9 protein-coding genes and 1 tRNA gene are annotated in these 23,052 nt (G+C 38.1%); 9 read left to right on the top strand and 1 reads right to left on the bottom strand.

All coding sequences use genetic code 11. The annotated features are described in order from the left end of the window. Window positions 1–161: 161 nt before the first annotated feature. From RLT85_RS09350 to RLT85_RS09320, 7 genes are all read left to right on the top strand, one after another. On the top strand, window positions 162–644 hold the full coding sequence (locus RLT85_RS09350; protein WP_311401769.1) for a hypothetical protein: 483 nt from the start codon (window positions 162–164) through the stop codon (window positions 642–644). A 386-nt stretch (window positions 645–1,030) separates the two neighbouring features. Beyond that, window positions 1,031–5,074, top strand: coding sequence for a PA0049 C-terminal domain-containing protein (locus tag RLT85_RS09345; protein WP_311401768.1), 4,044 nt, complete (start codon window positions 1,031–1,033; stop codon window positions 5,072–5,074). Window position 5,075: 1 nt separating this feature from the next. Beyond that, window positions 5,076–6,194, top strand: a complete 1,119-nt coding sequence (locus RLT85_RS09340) for a hypothetical protein (protein WP_311401767.1) — start codon at window positions 5,076–5,078, stop codon at window positions 6,192–6,194. A 4-nt stretch (window positions 6,195–6,198) separates the two neighbouring features. Continuing rightward, window positions 6,199–12,228, top strand: coding sequence for a hypothetical protein (locus RLT85_RS09335; RefSeq protein ID WP_311401766.1), 6,030 nt, complete (start codon window positions 6,199–6,201; stop codon window positions 12,226–12,228). A gap of 11 nt (window positions 12,229–12,239) precedes the next feature. Continuing rightward, window positions 12,240–18,494 carry an Ig-like domain-containing protein gene (locus RLT85_RS09330; RefSeq protein WP_311401765.1) on the top strand — a complete coding sequence of 2,085 codons (6,255 nt, stop codon included), beginning with the start codon at window positions 12,240–12,242 and terminating at the stop codon, window positions 18,492–18,494. 168 nt (window positions 18,495–18,662) lie between these two features. Next, window positions 18,663–19,898 carry an aspartyl protease family protein gene (locus RLT85_RS09325; RefSeq protein WP_311401764.1) on the top strand — a complete coding sequence of 412 codons (1,236 nt, stop codon included), beginning with the start codon at window positions 18,663–18,665 and terminating at the stop codon, window positions 19,896–19,898. Between the two features lie 180 nt (window positions 19,899–20,078). Then, window positions 20,079–20,714, top strand: coding sequence for a hypothetical protein (locus tag RLT85_RS09320; protein ID WP_311401763.1), 636 nt, complete (start codon window positions 20,079–20,081; stop codon window positions 20,712–20,714). Between the two features lie 341 nt (window positions 20,715–21,055). Here the strand turns inward: RLT85_RS09320 and RLT85_RS09315 are convergent. Continuing rightward, window positions 21,056–21,137: transfer RNA gene (locus RLT85_RS09315), tRNA-Leu, on the bottom strand. 230 nt (window positions 21,138–21,367) lie between these two features. Between RLT85_RS09315 and RLT85_RS09310 the strand changes: the two genes are divergently transcribed. Both RLT85_RS09310 and RLT85_RS09305 read left to right on the top strand, forming a co-directional pair. Then, a complete protein-coding gene (locus RLT85_RS09310) occupies window positions 21,368–22,309 on the top strand; it encodes a ribose-phosphate pyrophosphokinase (RefSeq protein ID WP_311401762.1) in 942 nt (313 codons plus the stop codon). 32 nt (window positions 22,310–22,341) lie between these two features. Further along, window positions 22,342–22,989 carry a 50S ribosomal protein L25/general stress protein Ctc gene (locus tag RLT85_RS09305; RefSeq protein WP_311401761.1) on the top strand — a complete coding sequence of 216 codons (648 nt, stop codon included), beginning with the start codon at window positions 22,342–22,344 and terminating at the stop codon, window positions 22,987–22,989. The last annotated feature ends 63 nt before the right edge of the window (window positions 22,990–23,052 follow it).

Genomic DNA, 23,052 nt, shown 5'->3' with positions numbered 1-23,052 from the left:
TTCTAACTCATAAACAAATATGCAACTTAGATTTTTAACTCGCAATGCGGGAAAACACGTATAAAATGCATTTTTATTTCCGAAAATTACGTAAAAATACGTATTGCATATATGTATATTATCCAAGACTTTTGCAGAAATTAATTTAAAAACAAATAATGATGAAAAGATTATTTTTTACTTTTTTTATTTCTATCGCACTTCTTTCTTGTAGCAGTGATGATAGCAACGATGACGGAAACGGGAATGGCAATGATGGCATTTCAAATGATCCGCTAAGCGGTATATTATATGGAGAGGAGTTTATTGTAGATGGAGCGCGTGCAGACTTGCGAGAAGTCTTTGGAGAAAATATGCTTGTAATTCAATTAAGTAATGAGGGTTTTGGTTGTGAAAAAGGTGAATTTTCAGGAGCTTTTCCTATCAGTATCACTGCTCCCAATGCAGAAGGTTATTATGAAAGTGGCATCTATACATCTTTTAACGATCCCAATTCCGATGATTTTTTAAGTGTTTCCAGTGGGTTTGATTTGGAAGTTATTAGCTTAACAGCTGATGCTGTAGAGTTTAAAATAAAAGTAGAGTCTGGTACCACAAATAATAACATTAATGGAAAATATACGGCGACTATTTGTAGTGAATAAACCTTTCGATTAGAACACTAACGGCCGTCAATTGAAAATTTAACGTAATTTTGGCCAAAAAGAAGCATATACAAATTATTAAATAAATTTTAAACAGGCTCTAAGGCTATGGATTTTCCATAGCCTTAATTTTTATGTAGATATTATCTTACCGTTATTTATAAAAAATACGTGTTTTTACGTATTGCTTTTCTTATTTTATTAGTTAACCTTTGAAAGGTATTAATTCTTTTTAAGGATTTTTTATGGTCTTGTTTTTTTACTTCCCCTATAAAACCAAGCCTGTTTATTGACCTGTATTGCACGTTGGTGGTAGCTGTGATAAGTGCAAAGAGACTAAACTATTGAACATCAAAAATAAGTTGACTTCTTTAAATAACTATTATATGTCTGCATTAGCTTTTTTTACCTCAACAGCCATAGCACCCCAATCAGCAAGCCAAAGTTATGGTGTAGAATCTGCCGATAAGTTCCGGGTAAGCAGTTCATTTACCATTTCTTCTAATACCAAAGCTTATGCGATGGTACAGGGAACAATCCTATTGCAGCAACAAGCTACCAATGCAGATAAGGTAAACCTTATTCTTCGCCCCCATAATCAAAAAGAATTAAAACTGCCCGTAAAACACATTATCTACCGAGGGTTAAGCATAACCGATTTTATACATAATAACGACCTGACCGACCCTGACAACAAAGTAAATACTTCCGGCTCTGAATTATTGGCTGCAATGCAGACAATCCAACAAGACAGGGCTCCGGGAGATGATATTCCCCTTGAAGCTTTATTTGGTAATGTTCTTGCACCTGCAAACGATAAAAATATAGACGAATTCTTTTTTAAAAGCTTAGCTGCATCTTCTCAGTTATTTACGATTGATTGCGGAATTGAACTTGGGAATTTTGCCATAGGGGAAATTGGAATAGAAGTTATATTAGAAAACCCAGAATTTTTTGTGGATGTGAAGTTGGCTAAAAAAGAAAAATTTGAAATAGAGATTAGTGGTAATATGAGTCCAGCCGAAAAGAAATGGCAAAGAGATCTTGTTCGTCACTTTGTCGATCCCGCCGCTTTTTATGGCTTGCATTATGATATAAAAGAAGGGATTGAATACCGTAATAGTAATGGCGATGTAAATGATCCTCCTGCTGAAACAAAAGTTGTTATTTACAATACACTTCTAACTCCTTTCAGCACAAAAAATAACGTCTATCTGGATATACGTAACGAAAATGGCTATTCTTACAATTATTATGACAATTATATTGGTGATACGGGAACCTCAAATGATAATAAAGAATTTAAAATTGCACTAACTTCAGATGAAATTGAAAATATCAATAACCCCAATTATAATAATACTTTTAAAGAATATTACACCAGCGATTGGGCGGTACACGTAGTAGATGTAATCACCTCTGGAAGTAATGAAGAAAACGAATTTTCTATTGCTCTAAGGATTAACGATAATGAAAAACCCTTACTTGCTGGGTGGAGTGTAGAACTTTCTCCCAACTCTGAAATAGACCCGCCTTTAAGCAATGATACCTCCAATAGGGTTTATTTTACAGATGAAACCCATTTATTACCTACCCCTATTCCCAATCCCTTACCAGCTTTTACCAATGCTATTACCCTAAGAGTACCTAACGTACCCAGTGAAACTGAACAACTGGCTACTGTGGTAAAGTTGGATTATATCAAGCAGTTGAGATTAAATGACAATGCAGATTCCTTTCCACAGGAGAACCCTACCGATTATCTATTTGGTCCTATAACTACTCAAATTCCTTGGGACAGTGAAGATGGGGTACAATGGATTGGAAGTAGCCATCATAAGTATTTTGATGGGTTAAACCATGGCTTTGTATTAGGAGATATGGAGGAGGATATAACCAATTTAGATTCTTCATTAAAGACAATTACCATTAATAAGAAAATTGATGCCCAAATCACGAATAAAGTTAATATTATTAACTCCACAAACCCACAAAATGTAGGTGAATACAATGTAATAAAAGTAGAAAATCCAACCTCTACGAGTACTGCTATTACGGTTTTGGAAAGTTTTCCGGGAGCATTACAAATAGGAGATAAATTAAAAATCACAATTGAAGCTGCTATATCTATTGATTATGGCAATAAAAAAGTCATCGCGGAATCAATTGACCTTTCTGGTGTTTCTGCTTTTGCCATAGGACAGAAAATAAGGATATTTTTAAAGAAAGGAGTGGAAACGGTTAATACCGTAGCATCTAATACATACGCAAGCGGTAATACAGAAATTATTTTTAACAATGATATTGATAAACAAGGGCTTGGCTGTATAATGGAAACAGGAATGGTCTCCGAAACAGATCTTTCGACAAGCCCCAATCCACCGGACAACGATAATATTTTATTTTATACAGTGCCTCAGTTTTATTTTAAAAAAACGGGGAGTAAAAATTCCAATCTATTTAATTATAAAGGAGCAACCCATAACGACAAATCCTTCATAGAAACATTACAGAAAACTTCTCCAGATTTTAAAATAGAAAAATATAGTCTCCAACCTACTACCGGAAACTTTATTGCTACGCTTGCTTATGAAAGCAGTGTAAAAGTAAAAGAAAATATACTTCTTCTTGGCTTAAAAAAACTGGAATTTGAAGATTTAAAGACTGCAGCTGCAGCAGACCTTTCTCCTTATCATTTGCAGATGCTAAAGCTAAAACCGCAAGGCAACCGCTTACGGGATAAAGACTATGAGCCTTACTACAAATATCACGCTGTAATAGCGGGGTTAGACAGTTCGGGAGATTATGCTGAAACTACGGTATATAAAGAAATCTATTCCCGTGACGGTTTGATTTTTACATCACCGGAATATGCAAGAACGGGTTCTTCTCAATCTGCAATTGTTTTAGATGAAGCTCTTGATGAACTATTAGATATTAATAATCAAAGTCTATCTAAATTAGTTAACAAAACTAATGAAGAAATAAAACAGTTAGGAACTTTGTGGAGTAATATTTCTGGAGGAAAAAGTAATAGAGAACTTTATCTGATAGATGGACACACCCTAAATAATGGGCAATATACATTGACGGGAGTTTTAAATACTTTACCTTTAGAATTAAGGAATGAGCTAGATATTTTATATTCAAATCACTCGAATTCTTCAGTTCCTGTAGATGAAATTGAAACCCTTTTATCCCAAAAAGGAGCTGAATTAATTGTTTTAGCAAGGCAAAGAATAAGAGAGGCGAACCAGCCTTATACCAATAAGGACGGTATTTTTTACCTTGTTCGGTTGATGATGCAATTAGTACTTAAGAATCATAAAACTGTTGTAGATAGTGCAAGTGGATATCAATACTTTTCAGATGTTTTTGAAAAAACAAGCAGAGGTTGGAGCGGTAGTGCCCTACCAAGCTTCTCCGGTTATCCATCAAATTATAAAAAAGTATTGATATCAGGTTTTGACCCTTTTGGAGCAGGGTTTGATTGGGAAGGATATAATTCTAATTCAAGTGGAAATATAGCATTAGCATTAGACGGTGAGTTAATAGAAGACTCTGGTGGAAATGATGTAGGTGTTATTCGTTCTACTATTTTCCCGGTTCGGTACAAGGAATTTAATGATGAACAAGTAGAGAAATTCTTTAGACCATTTATCCCACTAGTAGATATGATTATTACATTTAGTTATGGAATAGATAACTATGATTTTCAAATTGATAGGTTTGCTTCAGATTTTAGATATGGAACCTTAGATGGTAATAATGCCCAAACAGGCTTAGACACTAACCTGAATATTGGCGAGACATTTATTGAGAATATATTGCCATATGGAGAATTAGCGGTTGGTAATGTGTTAGAAATACCTGGAAGTCCCTGCGTAATAGGTTTAAACCATAGAGCGTATTGGGAGATATATGCTGATCAAATTTCACCTGAAATACTTAATCAAAATGTAACTAATTTGCATTCTTTATCAAGAGCATTTCAAATATATCGGCCGCCATATACATTTTGGAATAATCGTTCAGTAATTCCAATTGATATGCATCTTCTAGATCCTGGTAAACCTCAATTTGATGACCACAATTTTTTTAATAATTCTCAAGTGTCAAATGATTTAAAATTTGTTGATTCTGGTGATTCTGATTATATCAAATTTCCTTCTTGGATGAATTATCCTGACTCTCAACCTTGGACTGGCAATTTTCAAAATTTCAAAATCAAAGCTCGTATGGGATCTGGACAATTTTATTTTTCAAATGAGATACACTATCGTGTATCCAATTTGAGAAACACACTACGTCCTAATCTTAAAACTGGCCATATCCATATAGGGTTTTTAAAAGAAGACCCAGTTACTGATAGGGATCAAATGCTTACAGATATAAAATATATCATTGAAAAAATGATAAATAGTCTATAATATGAAGAAAATAATTTTCATAACATTCTTATTGGTTATCCACATTAACATTTGGGGGCAGCCTTCTCCGTGTGCAGGTAAATCTATAAGCATTATGGAGAATATAAAAGGTATATCCTTTGATAAAACTAATATCTATATGAGAAGTATTAGGTTAAAGCCTGATTATAATCATCATAGTTGGAATAATATAATAACAAAAGATTTTTTAAGTGTTAAAAATATAGAACTATACGAAGTAAAAATTCCAAAATATTGTGATAACCTAATTTATAAATCCAAAACAAAAAATAGGTTTTATTTTTCTTACCCATTAATAGACGAGATAATTATAATCCAAAATGGAAAACAGAAAATGTACCTTGTCTTTCCTTCACATAATAGTATTGGAAATAACTACTTTTTTGGAACAATAATAGATTCGATAGGTAAAATAAATATTGTAGAAGGCAAAAAAGCGTATTACAACCCTAATAGGTATATCTCAAATATCAAGTTCAAAGAAGGCATCTTTTTTATTAAGGATTATGATAAAAGGTTTGGTATTAAATCTTTTGAAAGAAATGATGTTACAGAATTTTTCCCTGATAAAGATATTTATGACTACAAAAACCCAAAGAATTACTGGAAGGAAAAAGTACATTTTATATCACTTTTTGACGAAAAAGTAGGACCAGAATACTCAAAAATATTTCCGGGATATTATACAGAAAATCAGGCTGTTGAAATAATTGCAAAAAATCATCCAAGGATATTAAATAGTATTTTGAAATCTACTGTTGATGATATCAAGCTTAAAAGCAACAAAACAGAGTGTGATAGAAATTTATTTGAAATCTGGAGTCTGTTAAGAAGCAATGTTACACACGAAGAGTTTAAATTATTACAAGAACAAGAGTCCAGAGAAATGAGTATTGATGATACTTACAAAGAATACAAAGATTTTCAAGAAACAGAATTCTTCTCGATTTTGGAGTCAGATTTTGATTTAACTCTTAAATACTATAAATATTTTATTGACAAAAATTCTGATATAAAAGAGTTTATTGATTTTGCTAAAGCTAATGAGCTAAAATTTGATAAAGAACAACTGGAACAGTTTATTGACGATAAAAAATAATCTTATGGCACAATCCTTCTATCCCAATATCGGCACCTTGGTAAGCTTAGATGACTTTCCGGAAGAATTACAGTTTTTGGAAACAGGTCTACAGAATGCATTGGATAAAATCTATTACAAAGAGCTCCAGTATGTCCAAAGCAATGATGGGGCACAGGGCTATTACAACTTGGTGCTGGTTACTGGGGAGCAGCTCAAGTTAGATTTGTTCAACACGGGTTTTTCCATTGCCATTAATCCCGGTAATGCCGGGGAAACCCTTATCCCGCTTACACTTAACTACAACTGGCCGGTCTTGGCACTCATCAGCAGCTTTAATCTGGGAGGGTTTTCATATTTGCCTGCTGATTTACAAAACATACTTAACCAAACGTTAAGCCTGGGCGATACGGATTTATTGCAAACAGCGGTTCAGGTTTTTGAAGGCAGTAATGAATTGTCTAATTATGAAGGATTTGTCGATAAGGTCAATCAACACTATAGCCTTTCTGGAAGCAATGAAATCCCCTATCCGCAAGATGATACGTCGTTAAATATGGCCGAGGAGATCCGGGGGGCGATTGAAGGCAGTACAGTAATTTCAGATAGTATTCAAGAGGTCGTCAACCAGGTTTATATTATAGATGCGGACAATACAACCTATCAAAACAATTTAAACCAGTTCGCACAAAACCTTACCGGGGAAAGCATCCAAGATTATATAAAGCGGATAATCATACCAAAAATAGAGGCCTCACTCTCATTGGCAATAGGCTTTGCCTTCCCTCGAAACATATTGCTTCCCGTGGATGCTTCAGGAAACCCGATCCCCGATCCGGAACAAAGCATCCTTGTTTTTGATGCAGGGGACTTGGAATTTAGTACACAAGGAGGGATCAATTTCCGTGAAGAGATGGCAGTAAGCCTTAATCATCCCTCACAAATCGGAAATACAGGTCTGGGGATAGATATTGTAAATGCCAAATTGGATTTAAGCAAAAATTCCAATATTATAGAAGCTGATCTGGATGGTCGGTCTCAGGATTTTATCGGAATCTATACCCAATATGTAGCGGTAACCCTTCCCAAAAATTGGTTCAACAACATCGACAACTCCACCCTCCAACTAGCCGGATACAATATGCTCATAGGTACCGGAGGGGTATCAGGCACCATTGCCCTGGAAACCGTAGGCGGGCAACCCAATAACGGGGCAGCCTATATGGATATGAAAATCGGCAATTGGGAAGTGGGCTTTAACCATTTTGCCTTGACCTTTAAGCAAAACAGTGTTGTGGAGTCCAACATCGCCGGGCGGTTAAAAATCCCCAAACTCAAAGATGCACAAGGAAATGATGCCTTGGTCTATCTTAATGGGCATATCAATGAAGAAGGCGATTTTAATTTGACAGCTTCCGAACCCGAAGGCATCCCGTTTACCCTGTTCAACTTTGTGACCTTTAACTTCCTGACCTTAGAATTAGGTAGGGAAAACGATGACTTCTATATCGGTACTTCCTGCCAAATCTGGTTTGAAAACCCGGTAATGGCCAAACTCATCGACAACCAAATCATAGAAATTCCCAAGTTACGGGTTTATGACAACGGCACCGTTGAAATCGTAGGGGGCAACGGCTTTATCCCGCTCAGTATATCTTTAAACCTCGGGCCCATAGAAATGGCCGTAACAGGGGTACATTACGGTTCCACCCAATTGGAATACAACGGCGATATGCGCAAGTACAACTACTGGGGCTTTGACGGCGGTATCAGCTTAGATCCCTTGGGCATTGATGTCCGTGGGGACGGGATTAAATATTACTACACTACAGATAATGATGATTTTGGAGACGATGGAGACTCTTTTATTCATATAAAATCTTTAGAAATTGACTTAGTCATTCCTGGTACGGCCAGCCCAGAAAGTGCTATAGCTATTATACATGGAATGTTATCCTTACCCGAACCAGGCGAATCGCCAGAGTACGTGGGTGAAATTTCTTTAAAACTACCTAAAGCAAAAATAGCGGGAGGGGCAGCAATGAAATTACAGCCAAAACATCCAGCTTTTATAATTGATGCATTTCTAGATTTACCAGCACCTATCCCTATTGGCCCCCTTGGTATTTATGGGTTTAGAGGCTTATTGGGTTATACCTATGTAGCAGAAAAGGAGGCTGTTGGATTGGTGTCTGGTGAAGATACTTGGTATGATTATTATACATATCCACCTAGGGGAATTCACGTTTCCAAATTTTCAGGACCGCCCGAAAGTTTAGACTATACCGCACCGGTAGCCCTTGGTGCAGGAGCAGTATTGGGTACCAGTTTTGATGGGGGAACTACTATTTCAGCAAGGGTAATGTTAGTATTATCCCTGCCAACGTTGTTTATGATTGATGGTCGAGCTTCTATTCTTAGTGCACGTCTTGGTCTTGACAGTACAAATGAGCCTCCATTCTTTGCATTTATTGCTTGGGGAGACAATTCCATAGAAATGGGTATGGGAGCAGATTTTAAAGTTCCATCAAATAATGGTTGGATATTAGATCTTTATGCCGAAGTACAATCCGGTTTCTTCTTTGATGCTCCTTCGGCTTGGTATGTAAATTTTGGAACAAAACAAGATCCGATAAGTGCCCGGGTATTAACCATCGTGACCGCACAAACCTACTTGATGCTTTCAGCACAGGGTATTGAAGCTGGAGCAAGAGCAGAGTTTGATTTGAGAAAACGCTTCGGTCCCGCAAAAGTACACCTATACGCATATTTAGAGGTAGGTGGGTTCATAAGTTTTGAGCGTCCACAAATTGGAGGCTATATTGCTGCTGGTGGCGGTATTGATATTGATATCTGGATCATAGGGATATCGTTGGAGCTGAATGCCCTTTTCTCTGCGGAAGCAGCCAAACCTTTCTTGATTTATGCAGAAGTGAGGATCAGGGCTTGTGTAAAAATTATTTTTGCCAAAGTTTGTAAATCCTTTACCATTAAGCTCAAATGGGAGAAGAGTAATACTGTGGATCGCTTGCCTGTATCCCCCTTACCCAATAGCAGAAGGAGTGAATTGGTCAAAGGGGTACATATGCTGACCAATGAAGCCTTTGAACTTAATGTCTTTACTTCAGCACCTTCTGCTTCACAGATCAATAAGGTTATTCCATTGGATACCTATATCGAGTTTAAAACACAAAAAGGCTTGGTGCCTGGGGCGGTTTCTGGGAAAATAGGAGGCTATACCTTTGCTCCTGAAAATACTGTGGATTTGATCCCCCCGCAAAAAACAGTCCGTGGCGGTAGGGAAGTTCGACAGGTAAGACACCGATACTCCATTGAGGATATTGAAATTAAAGCCTGGAATGGCAGCAGCTGGAAAGATTACCATCCTTTTGAAGCAGTAGTAGATTCGGACAACAGGCCCAATGTGGCCGATTTACGTCTTGGCTATTGGCAGATTAAGGAAAAACAGTACGATACTATAAGGTTGATGGCAACCACCCCTTTTACTTATATGGAAGCAGGGGAACCAGGTTGGCATATTCCCGAACAATACGGACTGGGACCTTCCACTTTATATTGTCAAGAAACCTTAAAGAAAGAGCATTGCTCCAATGTACTTAATAAAAATGTAGGGCAAAAGTATTATCCGCCAACACAATACAATGGGAGCTTTATCAACGGGGCCTATTATACCCTGACCGGTTATACAGGTTATGAAATCATCAATGGCAATGCCGTACCAGTAAATAATGAATATATGGAGGTAACCATTGAGGGCAACGTACACGGTTTTGCTAAATCACTTTCCTTCAATAATGATAATGGACTAATTATTTATCTTCCAGAAGCTTCGGTAAAAGTCAAGCTTTTGTTGACAACCTTGGGACATGGGGTGACCATTAAATATTACAGGTCTATAATCAATGATAGCATTAGTCTTGTTCAATACGAATTGGTGCACCAAGAATACAAAACGACTTCACAGCTCAACTCCGTGGTGGAGTACCTCAATGAGGATAAACCTATTACCAAAGTGATCATTCAACCCGAAAACCCCAATGCACTGACCATACAGGCTATTGAAGAACAAATTAACCAACTGTTTGCAGTGACCTACGAAGAAACAAGTGGTATTGTAAATATTACCGAACCCAACGACAGGGAACGGTACTACGAGCTATTGGACGAATTAAACAAGTTAAAAACCTCTGGCTGCACTGAACAAAATGGGGACTGCCAAAAGGATGAAAAATTATGTGAACTATACAACCAGTTGCTGGCTTTGTTTGAAAGCTGTTTTATCTATCCAGTAAGTGAAAAAGAAATTGAGCTCCTGTTAAGGCAACAAGACTGCTTTAACCAGTTCCATAGCATCTTATTGAGTTTTGACAAGGCGAACCCAGATTATCATCTCATCGAATCTATGCGTGAGTTATATATCCGTTTCAAAGAACAGTTAAACAAACTAAACGAACTGATGAACCGTTATCCAGAAGAAATTTCCGCTTCAGCATTAATTAGCTTTTACTATGAATTTAGGGTAACGACTATTAACATTCTGGAATTTATAAAAGAGAGAGGGGAATGTGATTGTAATGACTCTCCCCAATTGAGATGTAATACTTCCTTACAGCAAATCTGTTGGCTAAGTTTTGAAGACCACCAGTGGAACGAGACTGTTCCTGGAATGGAAGCTATACAAGAAGATTTCGAGTCAATGATCGATGCGTTGCAAAAAGAAGCTCAACCTATTTGGAGACCCAATACGCCCTATTATATTAAATACACCTTAAAAGATGAAGTGGACAATGGGGATAGTAGCCCCGGAAATTATAATTTCTATTACGGATTTAAGACTGTTGGTCCGGTGGGCCATTACCATAAAAACCCAGCATCGGGTTACTTACCATCGGGAGCCAAACCAGAGGAATATCCGTTGACCTCCCTACGCTCTTATATTGACTATAATCGTTCGTACCCGAATGCCAACGGGAACCTTTTAAAGTCAAAACCTTTGTTTTATGGCAATGAGCAATGCAGGATTTCCCTTTATTTCAATAAACCACTGACCGAGCATATGTTCCAAAAATGGTATGCTTACCTCAATATGCCGGAACTGGAAGGGCAAATGCACATCGCCATTAAAGATCCGGTTACCGATGTTGTGGTGCCTTACCCATTACCTGTAGATTATGACGAAAATACTGTACCCATCCCCGACCAGGCTGGGTACTTATGGGAAGCGGATACCGATCCTATACTACCCCCGCATATCGAAGCAATCAACAATATGATTGAAAATGCAGAATTACCCTGTGAAATAGATTTAGGAAACCCGATTAAACCGAACAGCACTTATTTCACGGTTACTTTGACTAATCTAAAGCCTCAAAAACTTTATACTGCTTTGTTTTATAATGCTTTTGAGAAAACGACTGATAATATAGTAAGTGAGCCCGTACACGAATATGTGTTCCAAACGTCACGCTATTTGAATTTTGCCGAGCAAGTGAACAGCTATGTTATTGAAGATGAGAAAACAGGTAGCCAAAAACAGGCGGTGTTTAATATCCGCGTGGAACTCACTTCAGCAGCTATCCAAAAGACCTACGGCATTATTGCCAATCCTGGTGGTCAAACAAATGATTATCCTTTGGCCAATCAATATCAGGATCTGTTTGACCGGATAATCGAGGGAGTATGGGAAATGCGTCCTTTGGATCCACCGGTAAGAACAGAATTTTTAAAGATTATTAATAAGAGCACTGGAGAAGTGGTCGCTCTGTTGGTAAGGAATCCGGAGCCTTTTAACAATCCAAAAATACCATTAAATGAAGTCGAAGGAATGATTGCCATTTTGTTTGATACCGGAAGTGTGAACAATGCTTATAAGGTATTGTACAGCAACGACTACTCTCAAGCCATCATTATGCACAGCAATTTAGAGATTACCGCTTCACTTTTAAACTTCAGATTCAGGTATATGAACTGGAACGGGAATGCATATGTGGTTGAGGACACGGTACAAGTAGAAAACATTATTATCAACGATTAAAAAAAACAGCAATGGCTTACGTTAATTTATACACACCTTCATCAACTGTATCGATACGACAATTGGTACGAATAGGCTCCTTTACTTATGTGATAGGTTGGATATATGTATCCTCCGAAACGGTAAGCAACCAGTTCTATATGGCCAAGTTGGGTTCGGATGGGACGATGGTCTGGCAAAAACGCTATATTTTCCCGGATACCGTTGTGAGTGGCAGCACTTGGACAAAAACACATTTTACCGATTTAGTGGAGCTTACAAAAACTGGAGAACTGATGCTCCTTGGAGCCGATGACCAAAACCTTTTGTTGGTAAAACTAAAAGATGATGGGAGCTTGATTTGGGTAAAAAAACTTTATGATAAACGGGACACCCGACCACTCTACACGCATTTGTCTATGCGGGGCAGGTTGTTTAAGTTGGATGATTCCCGCCTTCTCGTAAAAATCACGGAAACCCATTCCCAAAACGGCGGAGTACAACAGATCGACCATAAGTTTATGAGTATAAATCCCGAAGGAAAATTACTCAATACGAAACAAATTTCTTCCAATAATCCCTTGTTGATTATTCGCGATGAAGAAGTGCGAGAAGGGTCGCTGATTATGTTCGGGTATAGTAATGGGGAAGCTTCCATCTTGACCCTTAATGCGAACTTAAATATTGTTCAATCTTCAGCATTGTATTACAATGGAGAGTTACAGGGTTATAATTATTTACATATTTATGCGGCAAGCCCAGTTTTTGAAGGAAGCTATTCTGTATTAGGATCCTTTTATCATTATGATCCTTCTCAAAAAAAGACAGTTGCCAGAGAAAAAGAAGATAAGTTGAGTTTTATACTAAATGAAGGGAAGGATCAAAGAATTCCCCGTCTGGTACTTGAATTCCTACAGGATTATACTGAACCCCTCCCCAGTCGTTTTACTCGCTTTTTTACGGCTGAAATTACCGAAGACCACAAGAGTGTAGGGAATGAAAAACTACTAGACAAGGATTTTACCGCTACTTATCAAAATATCCACCAAAATACCGAAGGCCTATTTTTTGGGGTCTATCACCAGCTTTATAAATGTAACAGTGGATTAACGGATACTGATTGGGTAAAAAATATCCAAGCTTCGGAGTTGAGTTCTCCATACCTGTTGCTCAATAAAAGTATAGGAAATTCTTTTGAAGCTTATACATTAAGGGGATCGGGAGGGAAATATGCGGTAGCTTCAATAGGGTTGGACTATGAGTCGTGCAAATCGGAACCAGTAGATGAAAACGTTCAACTGACACCTCAAAATTTTGCCATACGAAGTATTGACATTCCCATAAAAGAATTTTCGCCAAGGGAATATGCTACCCCCTCTATAGATGTGGTTACCATCGAGAATGGAATGGAAGAATTGTGTGCTTCCGCTCCTCAGCCCGACCTGAAACAAAGTACCATTACGGCCAATCCTACATCGATAGCCGCTGACGGGACAGCAACCTCACAAATTACGGTAACTTTAAAAGATGCCCAAGGGAACACTATCAACCCTAGCAGCTATACCGTTCAAATCAATACTAATGCAGGCACTTGGACAGGTGGGATAACCACTACCGGCAATGGGATATACAAAAGGGAATTGCGTTCCTCAACAACACAGCAGACTGCCTCTGTAGGTTTTTCCGTGAGCGGGATAGGTACCAGCCCGCATACCGCTGCCGTCCAGTTTACCAGAGAAGGGGTGTCAATACCCATTAAAGATGGACTCACCAGCCTTCAATCTCCCTACCTTTATTTGCAGGCCGCAGGCTCTGATGGTTCCGATAGCACCAAGGGAAGACATCTTCGTTGGACTCTTCGGGGTATATTGGGAGAAAGGCATTTACCAAAAGGAGATTATGCAGTCAGTAGTGTAAATTTCAATAAACCCAAGGACTATGTAAAAATTTACAAGGCAGCTTACGCCAAAAAGGTTATCAGGTTTGATTTTGCGAAGCAATACCCGGCCGTAGTCGATGACAACAACCATCTTTGGATATATCGTCCCGGGAACAAGGAATTCTATATTCATTTTATCAATACAACAAAATACAATCAGGTAAGGCAGTCCATCAATCCGCTGGAAAGCCCTGCTGAATTTATGGAAAGCTATGGTAGTGAACCCCTTGAGGTTGAAAACATCAAGGAGCCGTTTTTTGCGGTAAGCTGTAAATTTACCTCGGTAAGTTCGAGCGCCCAGTTCAAGGTGGAAACCTTGTCGGTCAGTACCACTGAAATCAATGCCATTAAGGTGGTCAGCAACAGAAAAACCATTGCTGGTACGCAACTGAATAATCCCTTGAATTTTCTTATGGAAAACGGAAGAGCCGTAAGGTGGCAGATATCCAATGCCCGGTTGGCCTTTATAGACTTTGAGTTTTATGAAGATACTATACAAGAGGTCAATAACACGACCGGCTGGATGGAAATGGGCGATTTTGCACTGACAAAGAAAGATGCAGTGGCCTTTAACCAATTGGAGCCATCAGCAGGAGATGTGAATGGGGTTTGGCACCGTTTTAATGCGGAGGGTTTAGTAAATACCGATAATTATAAGGATAAATGGAATGCTACCCCCGAACAGGGCGACCGGAACATAAGACAGGTGGTCGATAAATACATTCAACTGAGTGAAAATGCTAACAATTTTGCGGCCATTGAAGATGTTTCTTTAGGCAACAACCCTTCCGACCCGGAAGACTATATGGAAATATCCAATCTGGATATGCTGAATTTTTCCGCCAATGACTACCATATCGCCCGTATGTTGGGGCTTGGAGTATTGGACAAGGAAAGTGACCCTTCCACCAACCAATGGATGTACGTGGCCGAATATTATACTACAGCGAACTTAGAAGATGGACAGGGAGAAAGGGATGTGCAGCACCTGTTTATGAGCCTTCCTACTGCCAACACCGATTTTAGGTTACCTAGGGCCATAGACCTTGACCATATTGCTCCTGGGGTATTTTTGGATGGTGAAGATGGGAACAACACTTCCCTGACGGACGATGATGGATATACCTATGACGGAATATCGCGCTATGTGAGCCTATATGCAGAAGAATTACTGGAAGACGATATTAATTCTCCCTTTTTTGTAAGCAATGCAGAAGTGAATTTAAGCGTCATTACCACTCCGGTCTATGGAGGGCTAAAATACCGTATCAACAGTGGGGATTGGGTACAGCCGGAACTCTCCAACGACCCCCGGTACTACAACCTGCTCCCTTCCGGTAATGAAAAGTTTTATGAAACCCGGTTTATTTTAATCCCTGAGCCCCAGCGGTCATATTATGTCCATAAACAATCGGCAAGCGGAATACATCGCTATAAATCCTATGGTATCAATTGGTTTTCAAGAGCCGAAATAAGCCAATTGGAGCTTAGTATTGAAACCCTCATCAAACAAAAGAACCCACTAGTTCCGCCTTCTAATACCAATGCTTTGTTGGTTCGGGAAGAGAACCCATTGTTCTTGACTTCACAGGAAGAACAACAACGTTTGGATGCGATCAGCAGTGACGATAATACCTTGATAAGGCTGACCTATGATTATCATTCAGGTCACGAATTAAAGAATTATAACGTTCCTGTTGACTCCCCGTACAGCAATCAACAACTGGTCAGCCAAATCAATAACCCTCAGGTTCTTTTCCCAGATGACGAAGAGGTCTTTGCGGAAGAAGTGGATATTTTCTTTAGAAACCAAATGCCCAACAACGTCACCGGTAAGGCACTCTCCGTTTCCAACCACAACTCCAATGAAATATTGTCCATCATTACTACAGGGGACTATGAAATAGTCACCACGGGAGAAACGATAACTCCAAGCGTCCCGTCGGGAGCGGAAGCAAATTATGTAGGAGGCGTATTTGTTTCGGGAAACAACCAATATATTATCCATGAAGTAACGCAAGGTTCTCAAGGACCGGTATTTACCGTATATAAAAAAGAAATCAGCGATTCCATTGTCAACAGCGGAGGAACACCCTCAACACCTCCGATAGGGGAATTGGAGCTTCCAGTATTGGTTACCGACGGGCTGTTTATGGCCATCGAAAATATGCAAACCCCTGCCAGTTGGGGAACGCCCAATCCATTAAGCTTCAAGGTACAGGTAGGAAACAACTGGAATATTCACCGTGAGGTTATCAAAACCATTGATGATAACGGAGATGCACAAAGGATGGTTGAAAAAACAAGAGGCATCTGGAAAAACGTAGCAATAAGTCTTGATACTCAGGCTGGACAAGAAGGAGTGTATAAGATAACCTTTGCCAATTTTTCACTTGCCCAACATCCGCAATATACTTCCAATGGGGTTTCAGCGGAGTGGTATAAAGGGATTGTCAGGATTTTCACGGAAAATACAGTATCCGGAATTGTTCCCAAGAAAACGAGGAAGGTCCTTCCCGTGGTAAAAATTGAAAATATCGGTACCTCCAATGATTTGGTATTATATGTACAGGATCCATCATATTCAAGCGACACAGGTTATGATAGTATCCAAACTGGAACGGGTATTAGTGTTAATTTTTACCCTGGGTATAAAATCTATCTTTATGAAAATGCCGCTTTTGGGTTGACCAATCAGGACTTACTTCCTGCTGAAGGGGAAGGGGTACGTTACAGTATCTTTGGTTTTAGAAGTCATGATACGGTTGAAGACTACTTGTCTAAAATGGGTGTCCCGACCCCAATGTTTGCCCAAGAAATTGTGGAGGCCCTTCCCCCAGAACAACCTGAAGGGGCACTTTACGCCACCCGACCAGACTTTTTTGGTCGTTCTACCTATTCGTTGGCGACCGAATACCAACACAAGCCCCACGGAGTGGTATTCTACCGTTCCAACGATGAAGCACTTTTAAATGTACTTTATAAAAAAACGACCGTTCGCAGCATAAGGGAAAGCTTAGCAGTTTTGGGCGGGAATGATGAAGAATATTTGAGCAATAGATGGCAGAACTTCTTGAATTTTGGTGAACTGGTCAGCGATGGCGACTTTACCACCTATCCCCCTGCCGGGGTTTCTCCAGAGGGGTATAAGTTCCCCAACCCTGACAAACAAGCCTTTTTTGATTGGGTCAACCAGATCCTCGCCGATTTGGGACAACCCACGATCACCGACCCACCGGGTTCATTAACGGTGGGGGATCCAAAAATCATCGGTTTTGTCAAGGGGGCAATTTATAATGCTTTTGTATCCTTGACCGAAATGCCCATTTTGTACCAATATCTCAAGGGAGGGAATTACAAACCGGTGGATAAATCACAGGTCATCAAAGACAGGAATGGAAATACCTTGCCCCCGGGAAGCCCTGATTTTGAAATGGGCCCGATGATGAAGGTTACCGGTACTTCTCCCCACAAAACCTTGTTTACCGATTTCAAACTGGACGGGACTTCCAATAACCTGTACTTTTATGGGGTAAAGGAACTCAGCACACAAATGCGGATGAGCGATTTCAGCCCGTTCCTCGGGCCGATAAAACTCGTCAACACCAATGCTCCAGAAGCCCCCGAGATAAAACGCATCATCCCGGTCTTGGAAAATATCGTTCTGGGGATTTTACCCAAAATACAATTGGAGATAAATGCCTTCCCGGAAGTACAGCAGGTTAGGAAAATAACCATCTACCGATCCCTTACGATGTTGAAAGCACAATCGGTGCTGTCAATGCAATTGGTAAAAGTAGTTGACCTGGAGGCTGAAGGGATTCTTGACAATCATGTATGGACGATCACGGATGATTTTAGTGATTTGCCGGAAATTCCATATGGCGATGGGCTTTTCTACCGGGTAAAGGTATCCCGGAAAGTGGAATATGCTGAGCAAGATGGTACGGTGGTTACGGAATACGCCCCTTCCCAAGCCTCAAAAATTGTGGCGAGTATGATGGTAGAATCCAACCCCCCAACCTCCCCCGTTTTAATCTATACGGCGACCCCTCCAGATACGAATGATGAGATTCATTCAGTGGTATTGGAATGGCCCAAAACAGCCTATAATGCCAAATACCACGTGTATAAAATGAACGCCCAGGGAAACTGGACAAAAATCCATCAGCTACAATCCAACGATGATGATATTACATTGCCCTTGGCCGATACCGATTTACAGTCCGGTACGTTAAAACTGACCAATAATGAAGGGAATCCGAGGTACCATCATTTTAAAGTCATTACGGAGAATACGGTCGGGATGTTAAGTACAGAGGAAAAGATATTGACCATTCCAGATTAGTCAGGGCTGTATGTAACATTCTCACTGCGTGATAAATACGTAAAAAGACGTATTATTTTTGTTTTATATGTCCGGAATTTGAATCATATATTCTGTATAGGGTAAAATTCCTATTTGTTAACCCATACATATTACTGAATCATTTGTTTAATTCAAATTTTATTTATTATGAAGAACCTTTTTTGTATCACAATAATATTGTTGTTATTTTTTTCTTGCGGAACTAAGTTCCAAGAAACGGAATTTCGCAATAAGTATATGTTTTCAGTAGAATTGGGTAAGGTCAATTTTACTGAAAACATTTCTTTTGTTGAAAATTTAGAGATGATCATTATACCTGTTGAGGTTAATGGCAAGAAATATGACTTTTTATTTGATACAGGTTCTGTCACTATGGTTTCTCCTGAATTTAAAGATGAACTTAAATTAATTGACAACAATAAAACCAGTCAGATAACTGATGCTTCAGGAAATAAATCTAATACCGATTTTGCTATATTACCCAAAATAACTATTGGCCATATTGACTTTTTAAATGTTGGAGTCAATGTAACTGATTTATCGGTTTTTGAAAATCGTTGTGTTTCTATTGACGGAATTATTGGCGCAAACTTAATGAGAACCTGTTTTTGGAAAATAGATTATAATTCTCAAAATATATACTTTTCCGATAAAAAAAATAATGTAACAATTCCTAACCCGGAATTAAAAGTAGCTTTTAAGGAAAGTTTTGGAGGCAACCCACAAACTAAATTTAAATGGTCAAAATGGGATTTCTGGGCAACTTGGGATACGGGTTATAATAATTCAATTCAAATCCCTGATAGTTTGTTTTTCAATACCGATGACTATCAAAGCTTGCCACTTGAAAAAGGTAAAGGCTTGGCAACAGCAACATTATATGGAAGTAACAAAACACAGAATCAATATAAGGCTGTTTTAGATAGCTTATTTTTTATAGAAAGAACCGATGATAAAGATACGTTAAGTTTTATAACAAATCAGGAAATTAATATCTCTCCAAATCCTGCCACATCATTGATAGGCAATAAGTTTTTAAAATCTGCCGATGCAGTTTTTTTTGATTGGAAGAATAAAGAGATTTCCTTTGAGAAATTACCTATAACCAAGAATAATAATACTTTTGGTTTTGTGCCTTTCAAAATCGGTAATTCCATTCAAGTTGTTTCACTATGGGATAATTCAATAGCAAAAAAAGAAGGTTTAAAAATCGGGGACACTCTAATTTCTTTAAATGGGAAAAATGTTCAGGATATAAGTACCAAAGAATGGTGCAATCAATTTAATGCTGCACAGAAAAAAGATTCGATTGTGTTTATCATCAAAAATAATAATAGAAAAACGTATTCATTGGAAAAATACCCCTTGTTTAATAAAGGCTGATTTTCTCCAAGTACTAAAAAACGCTTTCAGCTAATAATTAATTATTGTTTCTTCTCGAAAGTAAAAATTTCCCAAAAAATACGTAAAAACACGCATTGTTTTATTCAGTTTTATCATAGACATTTGCATAATAATATTAATTAACTGTATTATTATTTAATCGTAAATTTTATAGACGTAATGAAGAAAATTATTTTAAGTTTTTTAACGATTATTACATTATTTGCTTGTAGTAGTGATGATGATAGTTCAAACACAGAAGACAATTGTGAAACTGCTGCTTCGGCTTCCCTTGAGGCTGCAATAGATTTTAATGACGCCACCAATGAAAATTATACGGACTTATGTACCGCGTACAAAACCGCTTTGGAAGCTCAAATAGACGCTTGTGGCGATCTTAATGGAGCAATACAAGCTATTGTAGATGACCTAGGAGATTGCACACAAGAGACTGATGAAAATACTCAAGGGGATTTGAGTGTGACAGCAGGAACATTATCTCTTGATTTTGATGAAGTCAATATTGTGGTGGAAGATGGGCTAGTTAAAGTTACTGGAGAAACCTCTGCTTCCAATAATTATAATATTTATTTTGAACTTGCTGAAGGAACTACTGGAACCGATGTTATTCAAAATTTTCAGATAGAACTGACTTCTGTTTTTTATCCCTACAACGAAGGTACACAATTTGATTTCACTTCAGAAATAGAAACCAATTCCGATGGAGTTTTGTTAGGCTCTTTTTACAATGTTGTTACCAATAACGAAGGTGCGGATATGAGTTTAACAAACGGAAGTATTAATTTAGAATATTAAATCAAAATAAAAGCTCTCAACTCAACTGAGGGCTTTATATTTTCGCTGTCAATAGTTAGAAGAGGTTTCAGAATTTTTAAAAGAAAGTTTGAATAAGTAATTTCTGTTTAAACAATGCTGTGTACATTTTGAATTTCTCATTCAGAAATGTTGTGTAAAAATCTTACCCGAAAAACAAATGTCGATAAATACTACTATTCTGAAATGAATAGATTATTATTTGATATTAAATGAAAGCATCTAACATCAATAAAAAATAAATCGATAAAAACAGCAAAATGTTGTACCTATGTTGTACCTAAAATAAAAAAGCCGAGATATAAATCTCGGCTTTTCCTTTGTACTCAAGGCGGGAATCGAACCCGCACTTCCGAAGAAACTGGATTTTGAATCCAGCGCGTCTACCAGTTCCGCCACTCGAGCTAATAATACTCTTTAAGCCACATTAAATAAGACTTAACCTAAAAACTAAACCATTCCAATTGAAATCGAAATTAGCGTTTGAGCTTTGTAAGGGTGACAAAATTAAAAAATAAAATGGTTATATCACAAGAAATAAATTATAATATTTCTTTTTAGCTTCAATTTAATTCTTAAATTTGCAAACTTATTGATAATCAGAAATTACGATAAGTCCAAAATAACAAATCATTATGTCACAAGCAGTTACCGATGTTAAGCTTTTTCCTTGTACACAGAGCATGAGTTTAGCACAAGATATTGCCAAGCATTATGGGATATCTTTAGGGAATGTGATTACTTCTACCTATAGCGATGGCGAATTTCAGCCTTCCTTTGAAGAGTCGGTAAGAGGAACACGCGTTTTTATTATTGGTTCTACCAATCCTAGTAGCGATAACCTTATGGAAATGTTATTAATGTTAGATGCAGCCAAAAGAGCTTCGGCAAGACATATTACCGCAGTGATGCCTTATTTTGGTTGGGCTAGACAAGATAGAAAAGATAAGCCAAGAGTTCCTATTGCAGCAAAATTGGTTGCGAAAATGCTAGAAGTTGCAGGAGCAACGAGAATCATCACGATGGACTTGCACGCAGATCAAATTCAAGGTTTCTTCGAAAAGCCTGTAGATCATTTATTCGCTTCTACCGTCTTTTTACCTTACTTGAGAAATTTACATCTTGATAATTTAACAATTGCCTCACCAGATATGGGAGGTTCTAAAAGAGCTTATGCATATTCTAGAGCCTTAGAAAGCGATGTAGTTATTTGTTATAAGCAACGTGCCAAAGCAAATGTAATTTCTCATATGGAATTGATTGGAGAGGTTACCGGTAAGAACGTAGTCTTGGTAGATGATATGGTAGATACCGCAGGAACACTTACTAAAGCCGCAGACTTGATGATGGAGAAGGGAGCTAAGAGTGTAAGGGCCATTTGTACACACCCCGTATTATCTGGAAATGCGTATAAAAAAATCAACAATTCAAAACTAGAAGAGTTAATCGTAACCGATTCTATTCCGCTTAAGGAAAAGAATGACAAGATAAAGGTAGTTACTTGTGCACATTTATTTGCAGATGTAATGAAAGCGGTACACGAGAACAAATCTATTAGTTCTAAATTTTTAATGTAAATTTTATTTATTAACACTTATATTTTTTTAAAATGAAGTCAATTACGATCAAAGGATCTAAAAGAGAAAGCGTAGGCAAGAAGGCAACAAAAGCCTTACGTAATGCTGGTCAGGTTCCTTGCGTGTTATACGGAGGGGAAAAAGCATTACATTTTTCGGCACCAGAAGTGTCGTTTAACAAATTAATTTATACTCCAGATGTGCATACTGTAGTAATTGAAATGGAAGATGGTGGTGCTATTAACGCTGTACTTCAAGACATTCAGTTTCACCCAGTAACTGATAATATCCTACATATGGATTTTTATGAGTACGGGGAGAAACAAGAGATTAGTATGGAGATTCCTGTACACGCAGAGGGTGTGCCTAAAGGGGTTAAAAATGGTGGAGTTTTAAGATTTAACTTACGTCGTATGAGAGTAAGAGGATTAGCTAAAAACCTTCCAGATTATATCGTAGCAAATGTAACGCCGCTTAAAATTGGAAATAAATTGTATGTTACCGCTGTACAACACGATGACTACACAATTTTACACCCAGATAACACGGTTATTTGTCAAGTGAAAACTTCTAGAAATATTGTTGAAGAAGATGAGGATGAAAATGAAGTAGACGCAGGAGATGTGCCAGCAATTGAAGTTGATGACGAAGGAGCAGCGGCAGCATCTAATGATGCATAGTCTTTTAAGAATAAATTAATTAGAAAAGCATTCCTTTAAGGAATGCTTTTTTATTTTTACTGA

The sequence above is a fragment of the Mesonia ostreae genome, assembly GCF_031845265.1.
GTDB lineage: Bacteria > Bacteroidota > Bacteroidia > Flavobacteriales > Flavobacteriaceae > Mesonia > Mesonia ostreae.
Note: the sequence above shows the minus strand (reverse complement) of the source record. Positions and strands in the feature narration are given on the sequence as shown.